Genomic DNA, 18,966 nt, shown 5'->3' with positions numbered 1-18,966 from the left:
TGCGCGCTGCCGCACTCGGGAGGGCCAGGGCGGGAAGGGACGCGATGATCACGGGAACAACGTCCGGCGGCACGGCGGGACTCGACTCCGGCACCCGTCGACTCACCCGTGTCCTGGTGCTGTTCAGTCTCAGCGGCACACTGGACCCGCGGTCGCCCTCGCTCGGCAGTCTCGTCGACCGTTTCGACTTCGGCCGCTTCGCCCTGCACCTGAAGTCCAGCGAGGCGGTGCTGCCCGCGCCGGTGCTCGTGGCGGACGCGCCGCCCGGGGAGCTGCGGCTGCCCCACGGCCACCACGGACTCGCCCCGGCCTCGGCCGAGCTCGTCGTGCTCACCACCCCGCGCGGTGACGTCACCCTCGTCCTGGACTGCGAGTTCGCCGGCCGCACCCCCGCGGGCGCCCTCGCCGCCTGGCTCGCCGACTCCTGCTTCGACCGGGACCGCATCACGCTCGGCGGCCGGCCGCTGCTCGACGTGGTGCGCGAGCGGCTGGCCCCCCGGGAGCCGCTCGCCTTCGGCCAGAACGTCCACCAACTCGTCTTTCCCGGAGGCGAGTTGCGTGAGGAACTGCTCGGCGCCGACCCGGCCCGGCAAGCGGTCGTGCTCAACGAGCTGGTGTACCGCGGGCGAAGGGCCACAGCGGAGCCGCCCCACCTCAGGAGCCACGGCAGCACCCTCTCCGCGCACGGCCGCGGCGTCTCCGTCCACGCCGGCTGGGCCGAGCACGTGGAGAACGGTCTGACGCTGGTCGCCGTCGGCATGGTCTCCGCGCTCGCCGTGCTCCAGCGCACCCGGCTGGCCGCCTTCGCGACCATGCGGGCGAACGAACAGGCCTCGGCGAGCTCCCCGTACGAGATCCGCTCGCTGATCTCGCAGCTGTCCGCGGGCGTCAACGAACTCCAACTGGACCTGGCCTTCGGGGTGGAGGCGTACGTCGACAGTCTGCTGATCCCGGAAACGGTCATGGAGGCCTTCCAGTCCTCCCTGCGGGACGCGTTCGGCATCCGGGACAGCCTGGACAACTCCGCCCGCATGGTGGAGCGGCTGACCTCGGTGATCAGTGCCCGCTCGGCGGCCCTCGACGCGGAGCTCGCGGAACGCGACGACCGCCGTGACCGCACGGTGTCCGTCCTGGTGGCGATCGCCACGCTGATCGCCCTCCCGCCGACGCTGCTGCTCGCGTTCTTCGGCGCCAACGCCTCGACCGTGGACCCGCACCGCTCCGTCTTCGATCCGCGCTACCTCCCGGCGTACGTCCTGGCCTGGGTTCCCTTCCTGGTGCTCGCCGTGATCGGATACGTCCGGATCATCCGCGCCGGCCGACGCTCCGGCGCCCTGCTGAGCCCGGCCGCCCCGGTCCCCGCCCGGCGCCCGCCGTCCGGAAGCTGACCGCCGTATGCCACGACGTCCCGCCGTCTCCGCCCACCGGGGCGGCTCCGAGCGTGCCGGCGCCGCGACCTGGGAGGCCTACGAGGACGCGATCGGGTCGGGCGCGGAGTACGTTGAGTTCGACGTCCGGCGCACGGCCGACGGGGTCTTCGTCGTCCACCACGACGCCCGGGCCGGCGGCACCGGGCCGTTCCTCCACGAGATCACCCACGCCGAGCTCAGCGCCCGGGCCGGGCACGCCGTGCCGGTCGTCGACGACGTGATGGCGCTGATCGCGGGGAAGCTGGTCGGTCACCTGGACCTGAAGGAGAGCGGCTACGAGCGGGAGCTGATCGACCGGGCGGTGGCCCTGCTCGGCACGGACGGCTTCGTCGCCACGACCCTGGAGGACCGTTCCGTCGCGGCCGTAGCGCGGGCCTTCCCCCGGGTGCGCACCGCGCTGTCCCTGGGGCGCGACCGCAAGGAGATCGCCCGGGCCCGCCTCGCCGGCACCCGGCTCAGCGAGCTCCTGCCGATGCGCCGGGTGCGCGCCTGCGGCGCGAGCGGGGTGGCCGTGCACCAGCGGCTCGCCCGGGCCACCGTGCTGCGCCAGGCGGTCCGGCACGACCTGTTCACCATGGTCTGGACGGTCAACGACGACCCCCTGATGCGGTCGTTCCTGGACCATCCGCGCGTCGACGTCCTGATCACCGACCGGCCCCGGCGGGCGGTCGCCCTGCGCGGGGAACCGTACGAGGAGCGCGCCCCGGGATACCCGTCCCACTGAGCAGGGCCACCCGCCCCATTGACAAGAGCGCACTCAAGTTTTGTGCTGGAGTGCGGGAAGGCTCTCCGGTGGACATCCCTGGCGGAAGGGGACGGCGATGGGACGTGCGGTCGGGATCGATCTCGGGACCACGAACTCGGTGGTGGCCGTGCTGGAGGGCGGTGAACCCACGGTTGTCGCCAACGCGGAGGGGGCCAGGACCACACCGTCGGTCGTGGCCTTCGCCAAGAACGGCGAGGTGCTCGTGGGCGAGGTCGCCAAGCGGCAGGCCGTCACCAACGTCGAGCGCACCGCGCGCTCGGTGAAACGGCACATGGGCGACGGGAGCTGGCGCTTCCCGGACCAGGGCTCGATCGACGGCACCCGGTACCGGGCGCAGGAGCTGTCCGCGCGGGTCCTCCAGAAGCTGAAGCGGGACGCCGAGTCCTATCTCGGCGAGGACGTCACCGACGCCGTGATCACGGTGCCCGCCTACTTCGACGACACCCAGCGGCAGGCCACCAAGGAGGCCGGGGAGATCGCCGGCCTGAACGTGCTCAGGATCATCAACGAGCCCACGGCGGCGGCGCTGGCGTACGGACTCGACCGGGGCGAGGAGCAGACGGTCCTGGTCTTCGACCTCGGCGGCGGCACCTTCGACGTCTCCCTGCTGGAGATCGGCGACGGCGTGATCGAGGTCAAGGCGACCAACGGCGACACGCATCTGGGCGGCGACGACTGGGACCACCGGATCGTGGAGCACCTGGTCAAACGCTTCAAGGGGCAGTACGGCGTCGACCTGGGCAACGACAAGATGGCGCTCCAGCGGCTGCGCGAGGGGGCCGAGAAGGCGAAGATCGAACTGTCGTCGTCCTCCGAGACCACGATCAACCTGCCCTACATCACCGCCTCCGCCGAGGGCCCCCTGCACCTCGACGAGAAACTGACCCGCGCGCAGTTCCAGGAACTCACCGCGGATCTGCTGGACCGTTGCAGGACGCCCTTCCACCAGGCGGTCAAGGACGCGGGCATCAAGCTGTCCGCGGTCGACCACGTGATCCTCGTCGGCGGTTCGACACGGATGCCCGCGGTGACCGACCTGGTCAAGGAGCTCACCGGCAAGGACCCGCACAAGGGGGTCAACCCCGACGAGGTGGTGGCGGTCGGGGCCGCGCTCCAGGCGGGTGTCATCCGCGGTGACGTGAAGGACGTGCTGCTGCTCGACGTGACCCCGCTGTCCCTGGGGATCGAGACCAAGGGCGGCATCATGACCAAGCTGATCGAGCGCAACACCACGATCCCCACCCGCCGTTCGGAGATCTTCACGACGGCCACCGACAACCAGCCCTCGGTGGGCATCCAGGTCTACCAGGGCGAACGCGAGATCGCCGCGTACAACAAGAAGCTCGGCGTCTTCGACCTGACCGGGCTCCCGCCGGCGCCCCGGGGCGTCCCCCAGATCGAGGTGGCCTTCGACATCGACGCCAACGGGATCATGCACGTCTCGGCGAAGGACCTCGCGACCGGGCGCGAGCAGAAGATGACGGTGACGGGCGGATCGGCGCTTCCCAAGGAGGACATCGACCGCATGATGCGGGAGGCCGAGCAGTACGCCGAGGAGGACCGCAATCGCCGCGAGGCCGCCGAGACCCGCAACCAGGCCGAGCAACTCGTCTACCAGACCGAGAAGTTCGTCCGCGAGAACGGCGACAAGGTGCCCACCGACACCAAGGCGGAGGTCGAGTCGGCGGTCACCGAGCTGAAGCGGCTCCTGGAGGAGAACGCCGACACCGGCACCCTGCGCGGCGGCGTCGAGAAACTCGCCTCCGTCAGCCAGAGGATGGGCCAGGCGATGTACGCCCAGGCACAGCAGCAGCCGCCGCAGGACGAACCGTCCTCCCCGCCGCAGGAGGAGGAGGGCGTGGTCGACGCGGAGATCGTGGACGACGAGAAGGACCAGAAGGGCGGCGCCGCCTGAGAAAACGTCAGATCTTCGTCCCGCGGCCGCGGCCCCGGCTAGAACAGGTGGGCGGTCGGCAGCGTGGCGCACACGGCGTCGAGGACCGTCGCGTACGGCGTGCCGAAGTCGGTGAGCCGGGAGCGCAGCCGCTCAAGGCCCTCGCGGTGCTCGGTGAGCAGGCCGAGGTCACCGGTGCGGGCCGCGCACTCCAGTACCGCGGGCAGGAAGTCCGGCGGCTCCTCACCGGTGAGCTCCAGCCCGGCGGCCCGGTAGACCTCCTCGAACCGCACCAGCGACATCCCGCGCCGCCGGGTGCCCTCGCCCTGCCACCGGCTCAGGTGCAGGCTGTGCCGGTCCGTGCCGTCGAAGACCCGCACGTAGTGGGCCGCCAGCTCCTGCGCGGGCGTCACCGCCGCGTGGTCGACGAACTCGCGCAACTGCGGGGCCGCCTCCCGCAGCAGCGGCAGCCGGGCCCGGAAGTCGTCGTCGGGATAGGTCAGGCAGAGCGCCGCCGCCTGGTAGAGCACTGCGTCCGAGGGCATCGGGCCTCCTCCGCGTCGTCCGTGGTCTGCCGGTGGCGCGGCACGTGGAAGGCGTCCACCGGCACTCCGGCAGCAGTCGGGTCACGTACCGGTCCTCGTCCCCGGCGACCGCCGGGGCCGGTGCGTCCCCGCCGCTGACGGGTCGTGCCTGCGGCGGTCGCGGTGGAAGGCGTCCGCCTCGCGGTCGCCGGCCGGCCCGGGGCCGCGTACGTCGGGGGAGGCCGGGCCGGGCCGGAAGAACCGCCCGGCCGGCGGCGGCGCCGCGCCCGGCTTGCCCTGCGGTGTCTCCGTGTCGGTCACGTGCGCTCCCTTGCTTGCCCGCGGCTCGCTTCGAACCTAGGGCGGGGCGCGGGAGCGCACCCGTTCACGGCGCCCGTACGGGTCAGACCTTGCGTGCGACCCCGGAGTACACCGGCACGATGCCCTCGGCCTGGGCCGCCACGTCCTCGGGACCCGGACGCCAGCCCGACACCGGGATCACCCCGGGGCCGAGCAGCTCCAGACCGTCGAAGAAGCGGGAGAACTCGGCGAGCGAACGGGGGAAGAAGGGCGTGCCGCTGCGGCGGAACTGCTCCGCGGCCTTCTCGATGGCCGTGGGGCTCAGATCGGGTGTGACCTGGGAGAGGATCAGGTAACTGCCCGGGGCGAGCTCGGCGAGGTACCGCTGGAGCAGCGCGTACACGTCGTCGTCCAGGTAGTGGGTGAGCGCCACCAGGGACAGCGCGATCGGCTGCGAGAAGTCCAGGGTCTCGGCGGCCAGCCGCAGGATGGTGTCCGGGTCGCGGACATCGGCGTGGACGTAGTTCGTGGCGCCCTCGGGGGTGCTGTGCAGCAGGGCCTGCGCGTGCCTGAGGACGATCGGGTCGTTGTCCGCGTACACGACCTTCGACTCGGGGGCCACCTCCTGCGCCACCTGGTGCAGGTTGGGCTCGGTGGGGATGCCGGTGCCGATGTCGAGGAATTGTCGGATGCCGGCCTCGGCGGTCGTCCGCACCGCCCGGTGCATGAAGCGCCGGTTGGCGCGCGCCCCGCGCACCACCGTGCCGTCCACGGCGAGGATCCGGCGGGCCAGCTCCTCGTCCACCGGATAGTTGTCCTTGCCGCCCAGCCACCAGTCGTACACCCGGGCGGGGTGGGGCCGGCTGGTGTCGACGGCGGGGGCCGCCGCGTCGGATCCGGTCATGCGGTGTCATCTCCCCTGTGACGTGGTCGTGGTGCCCTGGCGGGTCGTCGTGCGGCCCGCTCAGAAGTCCTCGCGGCGCTCCCGCAGCAGCTTCTTCGTGCGCTCGGCCGACGCGGCCCGCGCCGACATGTGGTCCAGGACCTCCAGGTGCGTGGCGACCTCCTGGCGGGAGTCGAGGTACAGCGCACCGGTCAGGTACTCGGTGAAGACCAGGTCGGGCAGCTCCGGCTCGGTGAAGCGGAACAGCGAGAAGGGCGCGTACGTCCCCGGGTGCGGCCCGTCCTCGAACTCGCACACCTGGAGCGTGACCCGGTCCCGCTCGGCGAACTCCAGCAGTTTGTCGAGCTGTTCGCGCATCACCTCGGAGCGGATGCTGACCGGGCGGCGCAGCACCGTCTCGTCCATGATCGCCCACAGGTGGGGGGCGTTCGGCCGCTCCAGGAGCTGCTGCCGGGCCATCCGCAGCGACACGTGCCGCTCCAGCGCCTCGGAACCCGCCTGCCCGATCGTGCCCGCCTCCATCACGGCACGCGCGTACGCCTCGGTCTGGAGGAGCCCGGGCACGAAGTGCGGCTCGTAGGAGCGGATGATGCCGGCCGCGCCCTCCAGGCTCACGTACAGGCTGAACCACTCGGGCAGCACGTCGTGGAACCGCTGCCACCACCCCGGCCTGTTCGCCTCCTCGGCCAACTGGACGAAGGCCTCGACCTGGTCCCCGGGCACCCCGTACGTCTCCAGGAGCACCTGGACGTAGGGGATCTTCAGGGCGACCTCGGCCATCTCCATCCGGCGCACGGTGGCGGGGGCCACCCGCAGTACCTGCGCGGCCTCCTCACGCTTGAGGCCGGCCGCCTCCCGCAGTTCCTGGAGCCGTCTGCCGAGCACCACCTGGCCCACGGTCGGCGCAGGTCGCCGCTCACTCACGCCACGCCTCCCCTACGCGTCGAAGCTTGCGTGCAGTGTGCCATGTTCCGCTGCCGGTCTCACCGGTCACGGCCGTTTCCCTCCTCACCGCTCCGGCCCGGGACCCGCCCCTTCACGGCAGCAGCGAGTGCAGGTGCTTGACCGTCGCCGGGTCGGCCGGGAGGAACGTCTCGATGGCCAGCTCGGCGACGGTCACGTCCATGGGCGTGTTGAAGGTGGACGTGGACGACACGAACGACAGCGTCCGCCCCTCGTGCTCGATCCGCATCGGCAGCGCGAAGTACGGCACCGGCTCCGCCTGTTCGGAACCGTCCACGGACCCGGTCTCGGGCACGGGGTACGCGGCCACCTCCTCGTACAGGTCCCGCAGCGACTCCGAGCGGCGCAGCGCGATCTGCCGCCGCATCTGTTCCAGCAGATGGCCGCGCCACTCCCGCAGGTTGCGGATGCGCGGGGCGAGGCCCTGCGGGTGCAGGGTGAGACGCATGGTGTTGAGCGGGGGCCGGAGCAGGGACTCCGGGACGCCGTCGAGGAGCATCATGATGCCCCGGTTCGCGGCCACGACGTGGTACCCGGCGTCGAACACCAGCGCCGGGTAGGGCTCGTAGCCCTGGATGAGCCGCTCGATCCCCTCCCGCACGGCGCCCAGCGCCGGATCGTCCAGCGGGGTCTCGGGGAAGCGCGGGGCGTAACCGGCCGCGAGCAGCAGGGCGTTGCGCTCCCGCACCGGAACCTCCAGGTGCTCGGCGAGCCGGAGCACCATCTCCTCGCTCGGGCGGGAGCGGCCCGTCTCGACGAAACTGATGTGCCGGGCGCTGGAGTCCGCCCGCAGCGCCAACTCCAGCTGGCTGACCCGCCGTTGTTCCCGCCAGGCGCGCAGCAGCGGACCGACGCCGTGGCCGGAAGGGGTGGCAGCGGGGGAGGGGAGCGTGGTCATACCGCGACGGTAGTCGAGAAGCGGGGGGACGAGCGGGCCCGCGACCGGTGGCCCCGGCAGGCCGGATCACCGCGCTCCCCGACGGCCCGGCCGCCGGCGGTATTCCCGGCCGGCCACCGGGCACCCTCCTGACCAGGGCCGCGGCGGCACAGGTGTGGGACGCTGAGGACACCGACCCCCCCCAGGAAGGAGCGTGGCCATGCCCGTCGAACCCCTGTCGCAGAAGGAGATCGAGGACCGGCTCGCGGAGCTGCCGGGCTGGTCCGTCGACGACGGCCGCCTCACCCGCTCGTACCGCCTCGGCACCCACTTCGCGGCCACGGCGATGGTCGTGCACATCGCCCAGGTCCAGGAGGAGCTCGACCACCACTCCGACCTCACCCTCGGCTACGACACGGTCGCGCTGTCCGTGCACACGCACAGCGCGGGCGGCGCCCTCACCGAGAAGGACTTCGGGCTCGCCCAGCGCGTGGAGGCGCTCGCCGCCGGTCACGGGGCCCAGTGAGCCGGTGCTCGACTACGACAAGGAGGCCGACGCCTACGACGCCACCCGCGGCGGCGAACCCAGGGCCGCCGCGGCCGCCGACGCCGTGCTCGGCCTGATCCCGCCGGACACCCGCCGCCTGCTCGACGTGGCCTGCGGCACCGGGATCGTCACCCGCAGGCTCGCCGCAGCCCGGCCCGCGACCCGGGTCACCGGCGCCGACCTGACGTACGGCATGGCCCGCATGGCCGCCGCACGGCTGCCCGGCGCGGTCGTGCTCGCCGACAGCCGGGCGCTGCCGTTCCCGGACGGCGTGTTCGACGCCGTCACCAGTGTGTGGCTGCTGCACCTCCTCGACCGGCCGGAGGACGTGCGGGCCGTGGTCGCCGAGTGCGCCCGGGTGCTGAGACCGGGCGGGGTGTGGGTCACCACCGTCGACAAGGCGGCCGCCCACGACGTCGGCAGCGACATCGACGCCGTCCTCGCCCCGCGCCCGCGCCGCCCGGCCCCGGACGCGTCGCCGCTCGTCGAGTCGTACGCCGCCGGCCACCTCCTGCACCCGGCCGGCCGGGCCCGTTTCCAGGGCCGCGGCCAGGGCCGCAGCCCCCGGCGGACCGCCGCCGACCTGCGGCGCGGCTGGTTCACCCTGCTGCCGCCCGGCGACCCGCGCACGGAAGCCTTCGCCGCCCGCGTGGAGGCACTGCCCGACCAGGAACTCCCGCGCCCCGACCCGGTGTTCAGTGTCCGGGCGTTCCGGAAGGCCGGCTGAAGTCCATGGTCCAGTTGGTCACCCAGCTCTCCCCGCCGTCGACGGAGAAGGCCTGCTCCCAGTGGGCCGCGGCCGGGGACACGCCGGCCCACACGAACCGCACCCGCACGTCTCTTCCGCCGTAGGTGTCGTCGCCGTGGAACACGCCGCGACCGTCCTCGAACCCTCCCACGACCGGCGGGAACAGCGTTCCGCTGCGGCTCGTGGCCCAGTACAGCGACCACTGCCCGCTCTCCCGGTCGTAGAGCCGCAGGGTCGCTCCCTTCGCGTCCAGGTGCGGCAGGTCGATCTCGTCGATGTTCGCGGCCCCGTCGAACAGCGGCCGGCAGCGGCTGGTGGCGGGGAACTCCTCCCAGGCGCTGTCCGGGTCGAGGAAGTCGGCCCGGCGGCGGTTGCGGACCTCCCAGTCGCCGTGGAAGAAGTCGAAGTCGTGCGGGCTGCTCATGAGCGGTCCCCCGTGGTTCCTTCGGGCAGCGAGTCGGCCAGGTAGGCCTGGAGGTCCGGGACTTCGGGTGCGAGCAGATGCCGCACCCAGGCGTCCCGTTCGTGCAGGATCGGCGGCAGCTCCCAGACGCAGCCGATCCAGGGCAGGTCCGGCACGACGAAGTGGGTGGGATCGACGTCCGGGCAGCGGAGCGCCGGCTGCCCTGCGGCGGCGCCCCGGAAGTGCAGCACGTTGTCCCACACCCAGCTGTAGGCGTTGAGATAGGCGCCGGTGTCCCCGCCCCGGTGCAGCACGACGAAGCTCGCTGGCGGGGTGCCGTCCGGCTCCGGCAGCAGCTCCGGGAGGATCTCGTACGCCGCCTTCTCGACGTCGGGCGCGATGCCGGCCGGATCGTCGGTGACGTGGTAGCGCTTGACGTGCCGGCCGGCGACCTCGATCGGCGGTGGCACGGTCAGCAGCTTCTCGGTGAAAGCCATGTCCGGGACGCTAGACCCGCTCCACTGACATCCTGTGTCAGTGAAGGCCGGCCGACTCGTCTCGATCCTCCTCCTGCTCCAGACCCGGGGCCGGATGACCGCCGCCCAGCTCGCCGAGGAGCTGGAGGTCTCCGTGCGCACCGTCTACCGGGACGTCGAGGCGCTCGGCGCGGCCGGCGTCCCGGTCTACGGCGACGCGGGACACGCCGGCGGCTACCGTCTGCTCGACGGCTACCGCACGCGTTTGACCGGGCTCACCCGGGACGAGGCGGAGGCCCTGTTCCTGGCCGGCGCCCCCGGACCGGCCGCCGAACTCGGCCTCGGCCCGGTCCTCGCCGCCGCCCAGACCAAGGTGCGGGCCGCGCTGCCGGCGGAACTGCGGGCCCACGCGGACCGGATCAGCGGCCGCTTCCACCTCGACGCGCCCGGCTGGTACGCGCAGGCCGAGGAGGCCCCGTACCTGCCGCAGGTGGCGGAGGCGGTGTGGAACAGCAGGGTGCTGCGGGTGGTGTACCGCCGCTGGGCCGAACCGACGGACGTGGAACGGCGGTTGGAGCCGTACGGGCTGGTGCTGAAGGCGGGGCGCTGGTACGTCGTCGCGGGGCCGGGCCCGCGCACCTTCCGTGTGGACCAGATCCTCGAACTGGACTGCACACAGGAGGAGTTCAGCCGCCCCGAGGGCTTCGATCTGGCCGCCCACTGGACGTCCTACCAGCGGGACTTCCACGACCGGCTGTACCGGCAGGAGGCGGTCGTGCGGATGGCACCGGGCGTACGGCTGCCCAGGGCGGTCCACGACCGCGTCGACCCCGACGGCTGGACCGTCGCCCGGGTCGCCGTCGAGTCCCTCGGTCACGCTGAGGGCGAGTTCCTGCGCCTGGGCACCGGCATCGAGGTCCTGGAACCCCCCGAACTGCGCGAGCGCATGGCACGAACGATCGCCGAACTGGCCGGAAGATACGGCAACCCGGCCCCTCCGTGCGGCGACTGAGGGACGGAACCCGTCCGTCCCCCACTGCTTCGGAGGTTCACCCGTGCAGCACCCCCACCCGCACCGCAGACGCCGCGTCCTCCTCTCGGCGGTCACCGGCGCGACCGCCCTCGTGGCCGCGGGACTCACCGTCCTGAACCCCGGCTCCGCCGAGGCCGCCACCGCCCGCCAGGTCGAGAAGCTCGACCGGGGCGTGGTCAGCGTGCACACCGCCGGCGGCAACCTGGTGAGCTGGCGCTGGCTCGGCACCGACCCGAACGACGTGTCCTTCAACGTCTACCGGGCCGGCACCAAGGTCAACTCCACGCCGGTCACCGGCTCCACGAACTGGTTCCACTCCGGCGCGCCCGCCGAGGCCGACTACACGGTCCGCGCGGTCGTCGGCGGTGTCGAGCAGTCCGACTCGGTCCACGCGGTCCAGTTCCGCGCCGGCTACAAGGACGTGCCGATCAGCCCGCCGGCCGGCGGCACGACCCCCGACGGCGTCGCCTACACCTACGAGGCCAACGACGCGTCCGTGGCCGACCTCGACGGCGACGGCGCCCTGGACCTCGTCCTCAAGTGGCAGCCCACCAACGCCAAGGACAACTCCCAGTCCGGCTACACCGGCAACACGATCCTCGACGGGGTCAGGCTCGACGGCACCCGGCTGTGGCGCATCGACCTGGGCCGCAACATCCGCTCCGGCGCGCACTACACGCAGTTCCAGGTCTACGACTACGACGGCGACGGTACCGCCGAGATCGCGATGAAGACGTCGGACGGCACGGTCGACGGCACGGGTGCGGTGATCGGCAGCGCGTCGGCCGACCACCGCAACTCCAGCGGCTACGTCCTGTCGGGCCCCGAGTACCTGACGATGTTCAACGGCCGTACCGGCAAGGCGATGCAGAGCGTCGACTACGTCCCGGCGCGCGGGACGGTGTCGTCGTGGGGCGACTCGTACGGCAACCGGGTGGACCGCTTCCTGGCCGGAACCGCCTACCTGGACGGGGCGCGTCCCTCCCTGATCATGGCCCGCGGCTACTACACCCGCACCGTGATCGCGGCCTGGGACTGGCGGGGCGGCGCCTTCACCCGCCGCTGGACCTTCGACACCAACTCCTCGACCAACAGCGGCAAGGGCTACGACGGTCAGGGCTCGCACAGTCTGTCCGTCGGGGACGTCGACAACGACGGCAAGGACGAGATCGTCTACGGGGCGATGGCGGTGGACGACAACGGCAACGGGCTGTGGACCACGAGGACGGGCCACGGCGACGCCCAGCACCTCGGCGACCTCGACCCCTCGCACGCGGGCCTGGAGTACTTCAAGGTCTCCGAGTCGACGTCCCAGCCGGCCGCGCTGTACGTCAACCCGGCGAACGGCACGGTGAACTGGAAACTGGCCGCCTGCTGCGACAACGGCCGTGGCGTGGCCGGGGACATCTGGGCGGGCAACGACGGTGCCGAGGTCTGGTCGGCCTCCGACACCTCGATCCGTGACGAGGCCGGTGCCACGAAGGGCCGCGAGCCGTCCTCGGTGAACTTCCTGTCCTGGTGGGACGGCGACACGGTCCGCGAACTCCTCGACGGCACCCACATCGACAAGTACGGCACCTCGTCGGACACCCGCTTGCTGACCGGGGCGTCGGTCCACTCCAACAACGGCACCAAGGCCACCCCGTCCCTGTCCGGCGACATCCTCGGCGACTGGCGCGAGGAGGTCGTCTGGCCGACGTCGGACAACAAGGCCCTGCGGATCTACTCGACCCCGATCGAGACGTCGACGAAGATCACGACCCTGCTCCACGACACGATGTACCGCACGGGCCTGGCCTGGCAGAACACGGCCTACAACCAGCCCCCGCACCCGAGCTTCTTCCTCGGCAACGGCATGCCGACGGCGCCCAGGCCGACGGTCTACACCCCCTGACCCCGGACGCTCGCAGACCCCGCCCGGCACCGCCGGGCGGGGTCTCTTCGCGCGGGCCGGTTCAGAGCACGGTGCAGTTCTGGTCGCCCACCTCGAAGGCGGCCGGTTTCGCGTTCGTTCCCGACCAGCTCCCCGTGAAGCCGAAGCTCACGGAAGAGCCCGCCGCCACGCCCGCGTTCCAGCCGACGTTCTTGGCGGTGACCGTCGCACCGGACTGGGTGACCGTGGCGTTCCATGCCTGGGAGACCGTCTGGCCGTCGGCGAAGGTCCAGCCGAGTGACCAGCCGGACCAGGCACTGGAGCCCGTGTTCGTCAGCTGGACGTCCGCCTGGAAGCCGCCCGACCACTGGTTGGTGATCTTGTAGGTCACCGCGCAGGCGCCCGACGGAGTCGGATCCGGCGGGTCGGTCGGATCGGTGCCGCCGCCCCCGCCCGTGTCGGACGTGTCGCCGTAGATCACGCCCCGGCCGTTGGTCGACACGTACACCCGCCCGTACACCCGCGGGTCACCGGTGATCGCCGCGCCGGTCCAGCCCCACTGGTGGGCGTCGTCGTTGACCCGGGTCCAGCTCGCGCCCTTGTCCGTGGAGCGGAAGATGCCCCGGACGCCACCGATCTTCGCGCTGGTGTAGAGCGTCTGGTACGACGCCCCCGGTGCCGCCTTCCCGAAGCCGATCGCGTCGGCCTGGTCGACGTTCGCGAGCTTCGTCCAGCTCGTGCCCGAGTTCGTCGAGTGCCACAGCCCGTACGCCCCGTCGGCCGCCCCGCCGGCCAGCCAGACGTCGCCCTTCACCCCCGGCACCGCCTTGAAGCGCACGCTGTCCCCGGCGGGCAGGCCGGTCGCCGCGGACGCCGTGAACGTCGCTCCGCCGTCCGTACTCACGTAGAACTTCCCGGACTTGAAGCCGTAGAAGGTCTTCGCGTCCACCCGGTCCGACTCCACGATCGCCCCGGCCGGGATGCCGCTCGACGCCGACCAGGAGGAACCGAAGCCCGTCGTGTACTGCACACCTGTGCCGGCAGGGCTCCACACGAACCGGCTGCCGTCCGGGGCGGCGGCCACCGTTCCGCCCCCGCTCACGCCCGAAGGGTCGCTGCCCGCGAACCAGTTGGCCCCGTTGTCCGTCGAGAACGCGATGTGCGGCCCCGAGTCGAGATTGCCGACCCGCACCACCGTGTTCGGGTTCGTCTCGGCGAAGTCCAGACTCGTGGTCGTGGTGAAGTTCGGGGAGGTGAACATCATCGACGGGACCTTGGTGAGGTCCGTGTGCCGGAAGCCGCCCACGTCACCCAGCGCGCTCAGCAGCGGGGCACCCGAAGGCGGTGACGCCAGGTCGTTGACCGCCGTCTCCTCCAGGCCCTGCACCATCGGCCTGATGGTGAACTGGCCGCCGGAGTCCCAGTTCGTGAGGTTCTCCGTGCCGTAGACCGTCGCCCCCGTCCCGTACATCATTCGGTCGGAGTTGAACGGGTCGATCTCCAACGACTCGGTCATCCAGCCGAGTTTGGGCGTCTGCTCGGGTGGCGACGGGTTCGCGCCCCACGTCAGCCACGGGGACGACGACACGTCCATGGTGTAGCGGTTCGCGCGGTTGGGGTACGACGTGTAGTCCCACGCCTTCGTCCAGGTCGCCCCGCTGTCCGTGGAGCGGAAGATCTGGGTGTCCGGCCACCAGGAGCTGTAGGCGGTGGCCATGACCGTGCCGGGTCTCTGCCGGTCCACGGTCAGTCCGCTGAAGCCGTAGTAGGTGTCGGCCTCCGCCACCGGGCTGATGTCCGTCCAGGCGCCGGTCGCCGTCGCGTACCGCCACACCTGGCCCTTGCCGCCGTCGTACGGGCCGCCCTTGTCGCTGTAGGCGAGGTACAGGTAGCCGTTCGCCGCGTCCAGGACGCCCTTGTGGGCCAGGTAGCCGGTCGGCTGCCCGGCGAGCCGGCTCCAGGTCGCACCGCCGTCCGTCGACCGGTACACCGAGTTCTGGACGTCGGCGACCCCGACGTAGATCGTCTGTGTCGCGCTCCCGGACGTGCCTGTCCGCTCGTCGAAGGTGACCCACACGACGCCCTGGTTGTCACTGGCGTAACCGCTGGTGTCGCCCGGATCCTGCCGGTAGTTGCCGACGTTGGGGAAGTTCGCCACCTGCGACCAGCTCACGCCCGAGTCCGTCGACCGCCACAGCCCCTTGCCGCTGGGTGCTCCGAGGTACAGGACGCTGTTCCGGTGCGGGTCGACCGCCAGCCGTTCGCCCATGCCCCGCCCCGGCATGTTCCCGCCGAGCTTGAACGGCAGGACGGTCTTCTGCCAGCTCGCGCCCCGGTTCGAGGACCGCATGACCGCGCCGTTCTTCGGGTCCCAGTCGTTGGTGTACGTCCCCACGGCCGCGTACACCTTGTCCGGGTCCACGGGATCGGAGGCCAGGCTGACCACGCCCGTGTGACCCCAGTCGTCCCAGCCGACCGAGTCGAGCAGCGGTGTCCAGGTCTTCGAGGACTCCTGCCAGCGGTAGGCGCCGCCGATGTCCGTGCGGGCGTACGCCAGGTTCCTCTCCTTGCGGTTGAAGACGATGCCCGGCACGAAACCGCCGCCGTCGATCCGGGCGTTCCTCCAGGTGTACGTGTCGGCGGCGAGCGGGACCTTCGCGGTGCTGTCGGCCGCCAGTGCGGGCGGGGTGCCGGCGAGCAGCCCGGCCGCGAGCGCGAGCACGGCCGTGAGGATGCGGGTTCTTCGCACGGGGGGAGTCCTTTCCGGAAAGGGGGGAGAGCGGGAGGGAAAGCGCTTTCCGAACGGTGCGAGAGGTGCCGGGCGACCCCCAGTGCGGGAGGGGGCCGCCCGGCTGGTCGGCCCCGTCGTCAGGTGACGGGGCCTCATACGCGGAGCCTTTCAAGCGGTTCCGGAGAAGGAGCGGTGCCTGTAGCGCTTTCAGGGGCGCGGGGAACTGCGCGACCAGCCACAACGGACCCGCAGACGACAGCCGACCTTTTCGCGGAGCGCTTGGCGGGGGCTATTCCAGAAGCTCCGCGTACGAACCCATGGCCAGGGCGATGTCCGCTTGGGCCCAGAACCGGTGGTACGTGAACGACGGCACCGCGCCGCCCTTCAGATACGCCTCGATCTTCGACCAGGCCGGATCGTCCTCGTAGAACGACCGGATCGACTCGAAGGTGGACGAGGAGTTGACGGCGTCGCCGTTGGGCATGGTCCCGGTCCAGCCGCTCGGCACGTACACCGGGTCGTCGAAGCGGTTGTAGTCCGCCCGGTTCTCCGGTACCGCGATGCCGAGGCTGTCCTGGTAGTTGGTCCACATGCCGTCCAGCAGGGCCTTCGCCGTGCCGGCGGCGGCGGTGTCACCGCTGCGGTCCGCGTAGTACGTCAGGGTCTTGGCGTACGCGGCGGCCACACCGACGTCGTTGGTGTAGTCGGCGACGGTGACGTGCAGCCCGCTGTTGGCACCGGGGCTCGACGCGTTCCAGGTGTCGGGCTGGCCCGACCACTGCAACGTCGACGGGATCTGGTAGGTGCCGTCCGGGTTGATCGTGGTCTTGGACAGCGCCCACTTGACCCACTTGTCCAGGACCGCCTTGGCCTGCGCGTTCCCCGTCTGCTGGTAGTACTCGGCGACCCGCTCCATCGACCACGCCTGGAAGCCGAACCACTGGTTGGACGGCGGGTCGTGGTAGACGGGCTGCTGGTCGTAGTACATGCCGTAGAACGTCGACTTCCCGGCCGGGGGAGGCGCGTAGCGGCCCGCCCAGCTGTTCGTCGCACCGCCCGCGATGGCACCCTCGTCGGACTGGAGCCAGCGGTAGAACTCGATCTGGCGGGTGAGCGAGGTGTTCCAGTCCGTCGCGCCCGTGGCCGACTTGGGCTTCAGGTCGGCGTACGAGCTCAGCGCGTACGCGGCCATCGGGTTCTGGTAGCCGCCGTGCGCGTGGCTGGATCCGATGCGCCAGGCCCAGCCCGCCGAGGTGTCGGTGGCGCCGCCCCAGGCGTAGTACCAGGACAGCAGGTACATCGAGGCGTCCTTGCCGGTACCGGCCGCGCAGGTGGACGGACCGACACAGTTGCCGATCTTCTTGAAGTACTTGTCGTACATGGCGTAGCGCAGGTAGTCGCCCATCTTCGCGGCCTTGCCCACGGTCGCCGAGACGTCGGAGCCCTTGCCCTGCTCCTTCGCCCACTTGGCGGCCCAGTACGCGGCCTGCACGGCACGCGCGTCGGCGTCCGGGGCGTTGGTGAACTTCCACTGCCTGGCGTACGACGAGTCACCGGTGAACAGGTCCAAGTACCCGTTCTTGCCACCGTACTTGAACTGGTCGCAGGTCGGCTGCGGCACCGTCTCCCACACCGACTCCTGCGCGCCGCGCTGGAAGGTGTTGATGTACGACGGTCCGGTGTCCGTCGGCCCGGCCTCGCACTTGCCGGGCGAGTTGCCGTAGCCGTAGACGTTGTCGACGTCCTGGAGCCAGTGCATGCCGTAGATGTCGTCCGTGCCGTACGCGCTCTTCAGCTCACCGGCGATCGGGTCCGAACCCACCGAGACCGAGGAGTCCAGCTTCGCCGGGTACTCGTTCGGGGTGTCCAGCTCGGGCGCGTAGGTGGCCGGCTTGGAGGCGTTGTAGAAGGAGTTGGTCGGCTGGTCGGCGTGCGTGGGGATCATGTACTTCTCCATGATTTCCCAGGCGCCGTTGAACTTGGACCAGTCGCCCGTCACCTTGCCGTACATGGCCTGGAGCCACAGGAGGTAGCTGTATGCCTCCGAGGTGGTCTCGTGGCCGTGGTCCGGCGCCTCGACGATCAGCGTCTCCACCGAGTGGTAGGGGATGCCCTCGGGGGAGAAGTAGCCGTTCGCCGGGTTGGTGATCTTGCCGTACAGATCCAGGAACCGGGCGTTGTACGTGCCCGTCGCCGCGATCTGGGTGACGTTCACCGAGGCCTTCGCGTGGCCGGTCGCCGTCGACTCGAAGGTCGCCGCGCCGGTGCCGGAGGAGTCGGCGGTGATGGTCACCGTCTGCGCGGTGTTCCAGTTCGACGGGGTGAAGGTCAGCGAGGCCCCGCCGGTCACCGACAGACCCGAGTTGCCGCCGGTCCTGGTGGTCGTGACCGTCACGTTGGCCGAGGGCTGGGTCGACAGCTTCACGGTGTACGTGCCCGTCCTGCCCTGCTGCACGGCCAGTTGGGTGGCCGAGGCGACGACCGCGGGCCCCGAGGCGACCGTGATGCCGACCGGCGTGGACTCCGCGGACGCGCCCAGGCTGTCGTACGCCTTCGCGAGCAGTGAATGACTGCCCACGGTCAAGCTTGAAACCGAGAGCGAGTACGGCGAGGTCGTGTCGGTGCCGAGCAGCGTGGTGTTGTCGTAGAACTCCACCTTGCTGATGGTCGCGTTGTCCGCCGCGGCGGCCGTCGCGGCGAGCGGGACCGCGGTGCCCTGGGTGTAGACCGCGCCGGCCGCCGGGCTGGTCAGCACGGTGATGGGCGGTTGGTGGGCACCGGTGCAACTGGTCCCGTTGACGGCGAAGTCGGTGGGCGCCGCGTTGGTGCCGCTGTAGGTGAACTGCGCCCCGGTGGTGACGGCGGCACCCGCGGCGATGTTCGCGTTGTACGTGGCGTTCTTGACCGTGACCGTCTGGCCGGACTGGCTCCAGGTGCCGTTCCAGCCGTTGCTCAGCTTCTGGTTGCCCGTGTAGCCGTACGTCAGGGTCCAGCCGTTGATGGCGTCCGTGCCGCGGTTGGTGATCGTCAGATCCGCGGTGAAACCGGAGCCCCAGTCGTTGGTCTTGTAGTCGACACTGCACTGAACTGCGGCTGCTTGTGCGGGAGTCGAAGCCGCACTCAGCATCGCGAACGGCAGTGCCAGGGCCGCCACGACAGCGGTCCACAATCGCCGGGCGGTCCGGCGTCTCCTGGTGGGGGGCATTGCTGGTTCCTCCTTGTGCGGCTCGGAGAAGTCAAGGCTTGAACCAGTGGGAGCGCTCCCATAGTGGAGACGTGCGTTCAAGGGGTCAAGGTGCTTGAAGAGTCGAAAAGATTCGACGAACGGGGCCTGGGAAAAGTCAAGTAACCCCCTGTTCTTTGCCGTCACTTGGCGCTACCTTCCTCAACACCAGTGGGAGCGATTCCATCAGTCGACGCGTCCGTGACGGCGCGCTGATCTGCAAGGAGTCGCTCATGCGACACCCCCCGCGTTCAGCACTTTTACTCGGGTCCGC

16 protein-coding genes are annotated in these 18,966 nt (G+C 71.0%); 7 read left to right on the top strand and 9 right to left on the bottom strand.

What is annotated here, in order from left to right; genetic code table 11:
* Positions 1 to 44: 44 nt before the first annotated feature.
* The 3 genes from ACIQJT_RS34580 (at position 45) to dnaK (ending at position 4,111) form a co-directional block, all read left to right on the top strand.
* Entirely contained in the window at positions 45 to 1,388 is a 1,344-nt protein-coding gene (locus ACIQJT_RS34580) for a hypothetical protein (protein WP_402649726.1), read from the top strand.
* A gap of 7 nt (positions 1,389 to 1,395) precedes the next feature.
* Positions 1,396 to 2,154 carry a glycerophosphodiester phosphodiesterase family protein gene (locus ACIQJT_RS34575; RefSeq protein ID WP_365458692.1) on the top strand — a complete coding sequence of 253 codons (759 nt, stop codon included), beginning with the start codon at positions 1,396 to 1,398 and terminating at the stop codon, positions 2,152 to 2,154.
* A 97-nt stretch (positions 2,155 to 2,251) separates the two neighbouring features.
* On the top strand, positions 2,252 to 4,111 hold the full coding sequence (dnaK, locus tag ACIQJT_RS34570; protein WP_402649725.1) for a molecular chaperone DnaK: 1,860 nt from the start codon (positions 2,252 to 2,254) through the stop codon (positions 4,109 to 4,111).
* 38 nt (positions 4,112 to 4,149) lie between these two features.
* Here dnaK and narJ read toward each other — a convergent pair whose 3' ends face one another.
* From narJ to ACIQJT_RS34545, 5 genes are all read right to left on the bottom strand, one after another.
* Positions 4,150 to 4,635, bottom strand: a complete 486-nt coding sequence (gene narJ, locus ACIQJT_RS34565) for a nitrate reductase molybdenum cofactor assembly chaperone (RefSeq protein ID WP_402649724.1) — start codon at positions 4,633 to 4,635, stop codon at positions 4,150 to 4,152.
* 81 nt (positions 4,636 to 4,716) lie between these two features.
* Positions 4,717 to 4,935 carry a hypothetical protein gene (locus ACIQJT_RS34560; RefSeq protein ID WP_402649723.1) on the bottom strand — a complete coding sequence of 73 codons (219 nt, stop codon included), beginning with the start codon at positions 4,933 to 4,935 and terminating at the stop codon, positions 4,717 to 4,719.
* An 82-nt stretch (positions 4,936 to 5,017) separates the two neighbouring features.
* Complete coding sequence (locus tag ACIQJT_RS34555; protein ID WP_402649722.1) at positions 5,018 to 5,818, bottom strand: SAM-dependent methyltransferase; 801 nt, start codon at positions 5,816 to 5,818, stop codon at positions 5,018 to 5,020.
* Between the two features lie 60 nt (positions 5,819 to 5,878).
* Entirely contained in the window at positions 5,879 to 6,742 is an 864-nt protein-coding gene (locus ACIQJT_RS34550; protein WP_365458704.1) for a helix-turn-helix transcriptional regulator, read from the bottom strand.
* A gap of 112 nt (positions 6,743 to 6,854) precedes the next feature.
* Complete coding sequence (locus tag ACIQJT_RS34545) at positions 6,855 to 7,679, bottom strand: helix-turn-helix transcriptional regulator (protein ID WP_365458707.1); 825 nt, start codon at positions 7,677 to 7,679, stop codon at positions 6,855 to 6,857.
* Between the two features lie 199 nt (positions 7,680 to 7,878).
* Here ACIQJT_RS34545 and ACIQJT_RS34540 point away from each other — a divergent pair, with 199 nt between their 5' ends.
* Positions 7,879 to 8,184: a 4a-hydroxytetrahydrobiopterin dehydratase gene (locus ACIQJT_RS34540; protein ID WP_365458710.1), complete on the top strand. Its 306-nt coding sequence runs from the start codon at positions 7,879 to 7,881 to the stop codon at positions 8,182 to 8,184.
* Positions 8,185 to 8,188: 4 nt separating this feature from the next.
* On the top strand, positions 8,189 to 8,932 hold the full coding sequence (locus tag ACIQJT_RS34535; RefSeq protein ID WP_402649721.1) for a class I SAM-dependent methyltransferase: 744 nt from the start codon (positions 8,189 to 8,191) through the stop codon (positions 8,930 to 8,932).
* Here ACIQJT_RS34535 and ACIQJT_RS34530 read toward each other — a convergent pair.
* Positions 8,901 to 9,377, bottom strand: a complete 477-nt coding sequence (locus tag ACIQJT_RS34530; protein ID WP_402649720.1) for a hypothetical protein — start codon at positions 9,375 to 9,377, stop codon at positions 8,901 to 8,903. The genes ACIQJT_RS34535 and ACIQJT_RS34530 overlap by 32 nt on opposite strands.
* Entirely contained in the window at positions 9,374 to 9,853 is a 480-nt protein-coding gene (locus ACIQJT_RS34525) for a hypothetical protein (protein ID WP_402649719.1), read from the bottom strand. Before ACIQJT_RS34525 ends, ACIQJT_RS34530 begins: the two co-directional genes overlap by 4 nt.
* Positions 9,854 to 9,893: 40 nt before the next feature.
* Here ACIQJT_RS34525 and ACIQJT_RS34520 point away from each other — a divergent pair, with 40 nt between their 5' ends.
* Both ACIQJT_RS34520 and ACIQJT_RS34515 read left to right on the top strand, forming a co-directional pair.
* Positions 9,894 to 10,844: a YafY family protein gene (locus ACIQJT_RS34520; protein WP_365458722.1), complete on the top strand. Its 951-nt coding sequence runs from the start codon at positions 9,894 to 9,896 to the stop codon at positions 10,842 to 10,844.
* Positions 10,845 to 10,887: 43 nt separating this feature from the next.
* A complete protein-coding gene (locus ACIQJT_RS34515) occupies positions 10,888 to 12,759 on the top strand; it encodes a rhamnogalacturonan lyase (RefSeq protein ID WP_402649718.1) in 1,872 nt (623 codons plus the stop codon).
* Positions 12,760 to 12,820: 61 nt separating this feature from the next.
* Here ACIQJT_RS34515 and ACIQJT_RS34510 read toward each other — a convergent pair whose 3' ends face one another.
* Both ACIQJT_RS34510 and ACIQJT_RS34505 read right to left on the bottom strand, forming a co-directional pair.
* A complete protein-coding gene (locus ACIQJT_RS34510) occupies positions 12,821 to 15,487 on the bottom strand; it encodes a cellulose binding domain-containing protein (RefSeq protein WP_402649717.1) in 2,667 nt (888 codons plus the stop codon).
* Positions 15,488 to 15,758: 271 nt separating this feature from the next.
* Positions 15,759 to 18,674, bottom strand: a complete 2,916-nt coding sequence (locus tag ACIQJT_RS34505) for a glycoside hydrolase family 48 protein (RefSeq protein WP_402649716.1) — start codon at positions 18,672 to 18,674, stop codon at positions 15,759 to 15,761.
* Positions 18,675 to 18,966: the final 292 nt, after the last annotated feature.

It is taken from the genome of Streptomyces sp. NPDC091972 (genome assembly GCF_044756385.1).
GTDB lineage: Bacteria > Actinomycetota > Actinomycetes > Streptomycetales > Streptomycetaceae > Streptomyces.
Note: the sequence above shows the minus strand (reverse complement) of the source record. Positions and strands in the feature narration are given on the sequence as shown.

Excerpts from the sequence above, each read along its gene's own strand:
- ACIQJT_RS34580 (WP_402649726.1), top strand. The coding sequence starts at position 45 with ATGATCACGGGAACAACGTCCGGCGGCACGGCGGGACTCGACTCCGGC.
- narJ (WP_402649724.1), bottom strand. The coding sequence starts at position 4,635 with ATGCCCTCGGACGCAGTGCTCTACCAGGCGGCGGCGCTCTGCCTGACC.
- dnaK (WP_402649725.1), top strand. The coding sequence starts at position 2,252 with ATGGGACGTGCGGTCGGGATCGATCTCGGGACCACGAACTCGGTGGTG.
- ACIQJT_RS34545 (WP_365458707.1), bottom strand. The coding sequence starts at position 7,679 with ATGACCACGCTCCCCTCCCCCGCTGCCACCCCTTCCGGCCACGGCGTC.
- ACIQJT_RS34525 (WP_402649719.1), bottom strand. The coding sequence starts at position 9,853 with ATGGCTTTCACCGAGAAGCTGCTGACCGTGCCACCGCCGATCGAGGTC.
- ACIQJT_RS34530 (WP_402649720.1), bottom strand. The coding sequence starts at position 9,377 with ATGAGCAGCCCGCACGACTTCGACTTCTTCCACGGCGACTGGGAGGTC.
- ACIQJT_RS34555 (WP_402649722.1), bottom strand. The coding sequence starts at position 5,818 with ATGACCGGATCCGACGCGGCGGCCCCCGCCGTCGACACCAGCCGGCCC.
- ACIQJT_RS34505 (WP_402649716.1), bottom strand. The coding sequence starts at position 18,674 with ATGCCCCCCACCAGGAGACGCCGGACCGCCCGGCGATTGTGGACCGCT.
- ACIQJT_RS34575 (WP_365458692.1), top strand. The coding sequence starts at position 1,396 with ATGCCACGACGTCCCGCCGTCTCCGCCCACCGGGGCGGCTCCGAGCGT.
- ACIQJT_RS34540 (WP_365458710.1), top strand. The coding sequence starts at position 7,879 with ATGCCCGTCGAACCCCTGTCGCAGAAGGAGATCGAGGACCGGCTCGCG.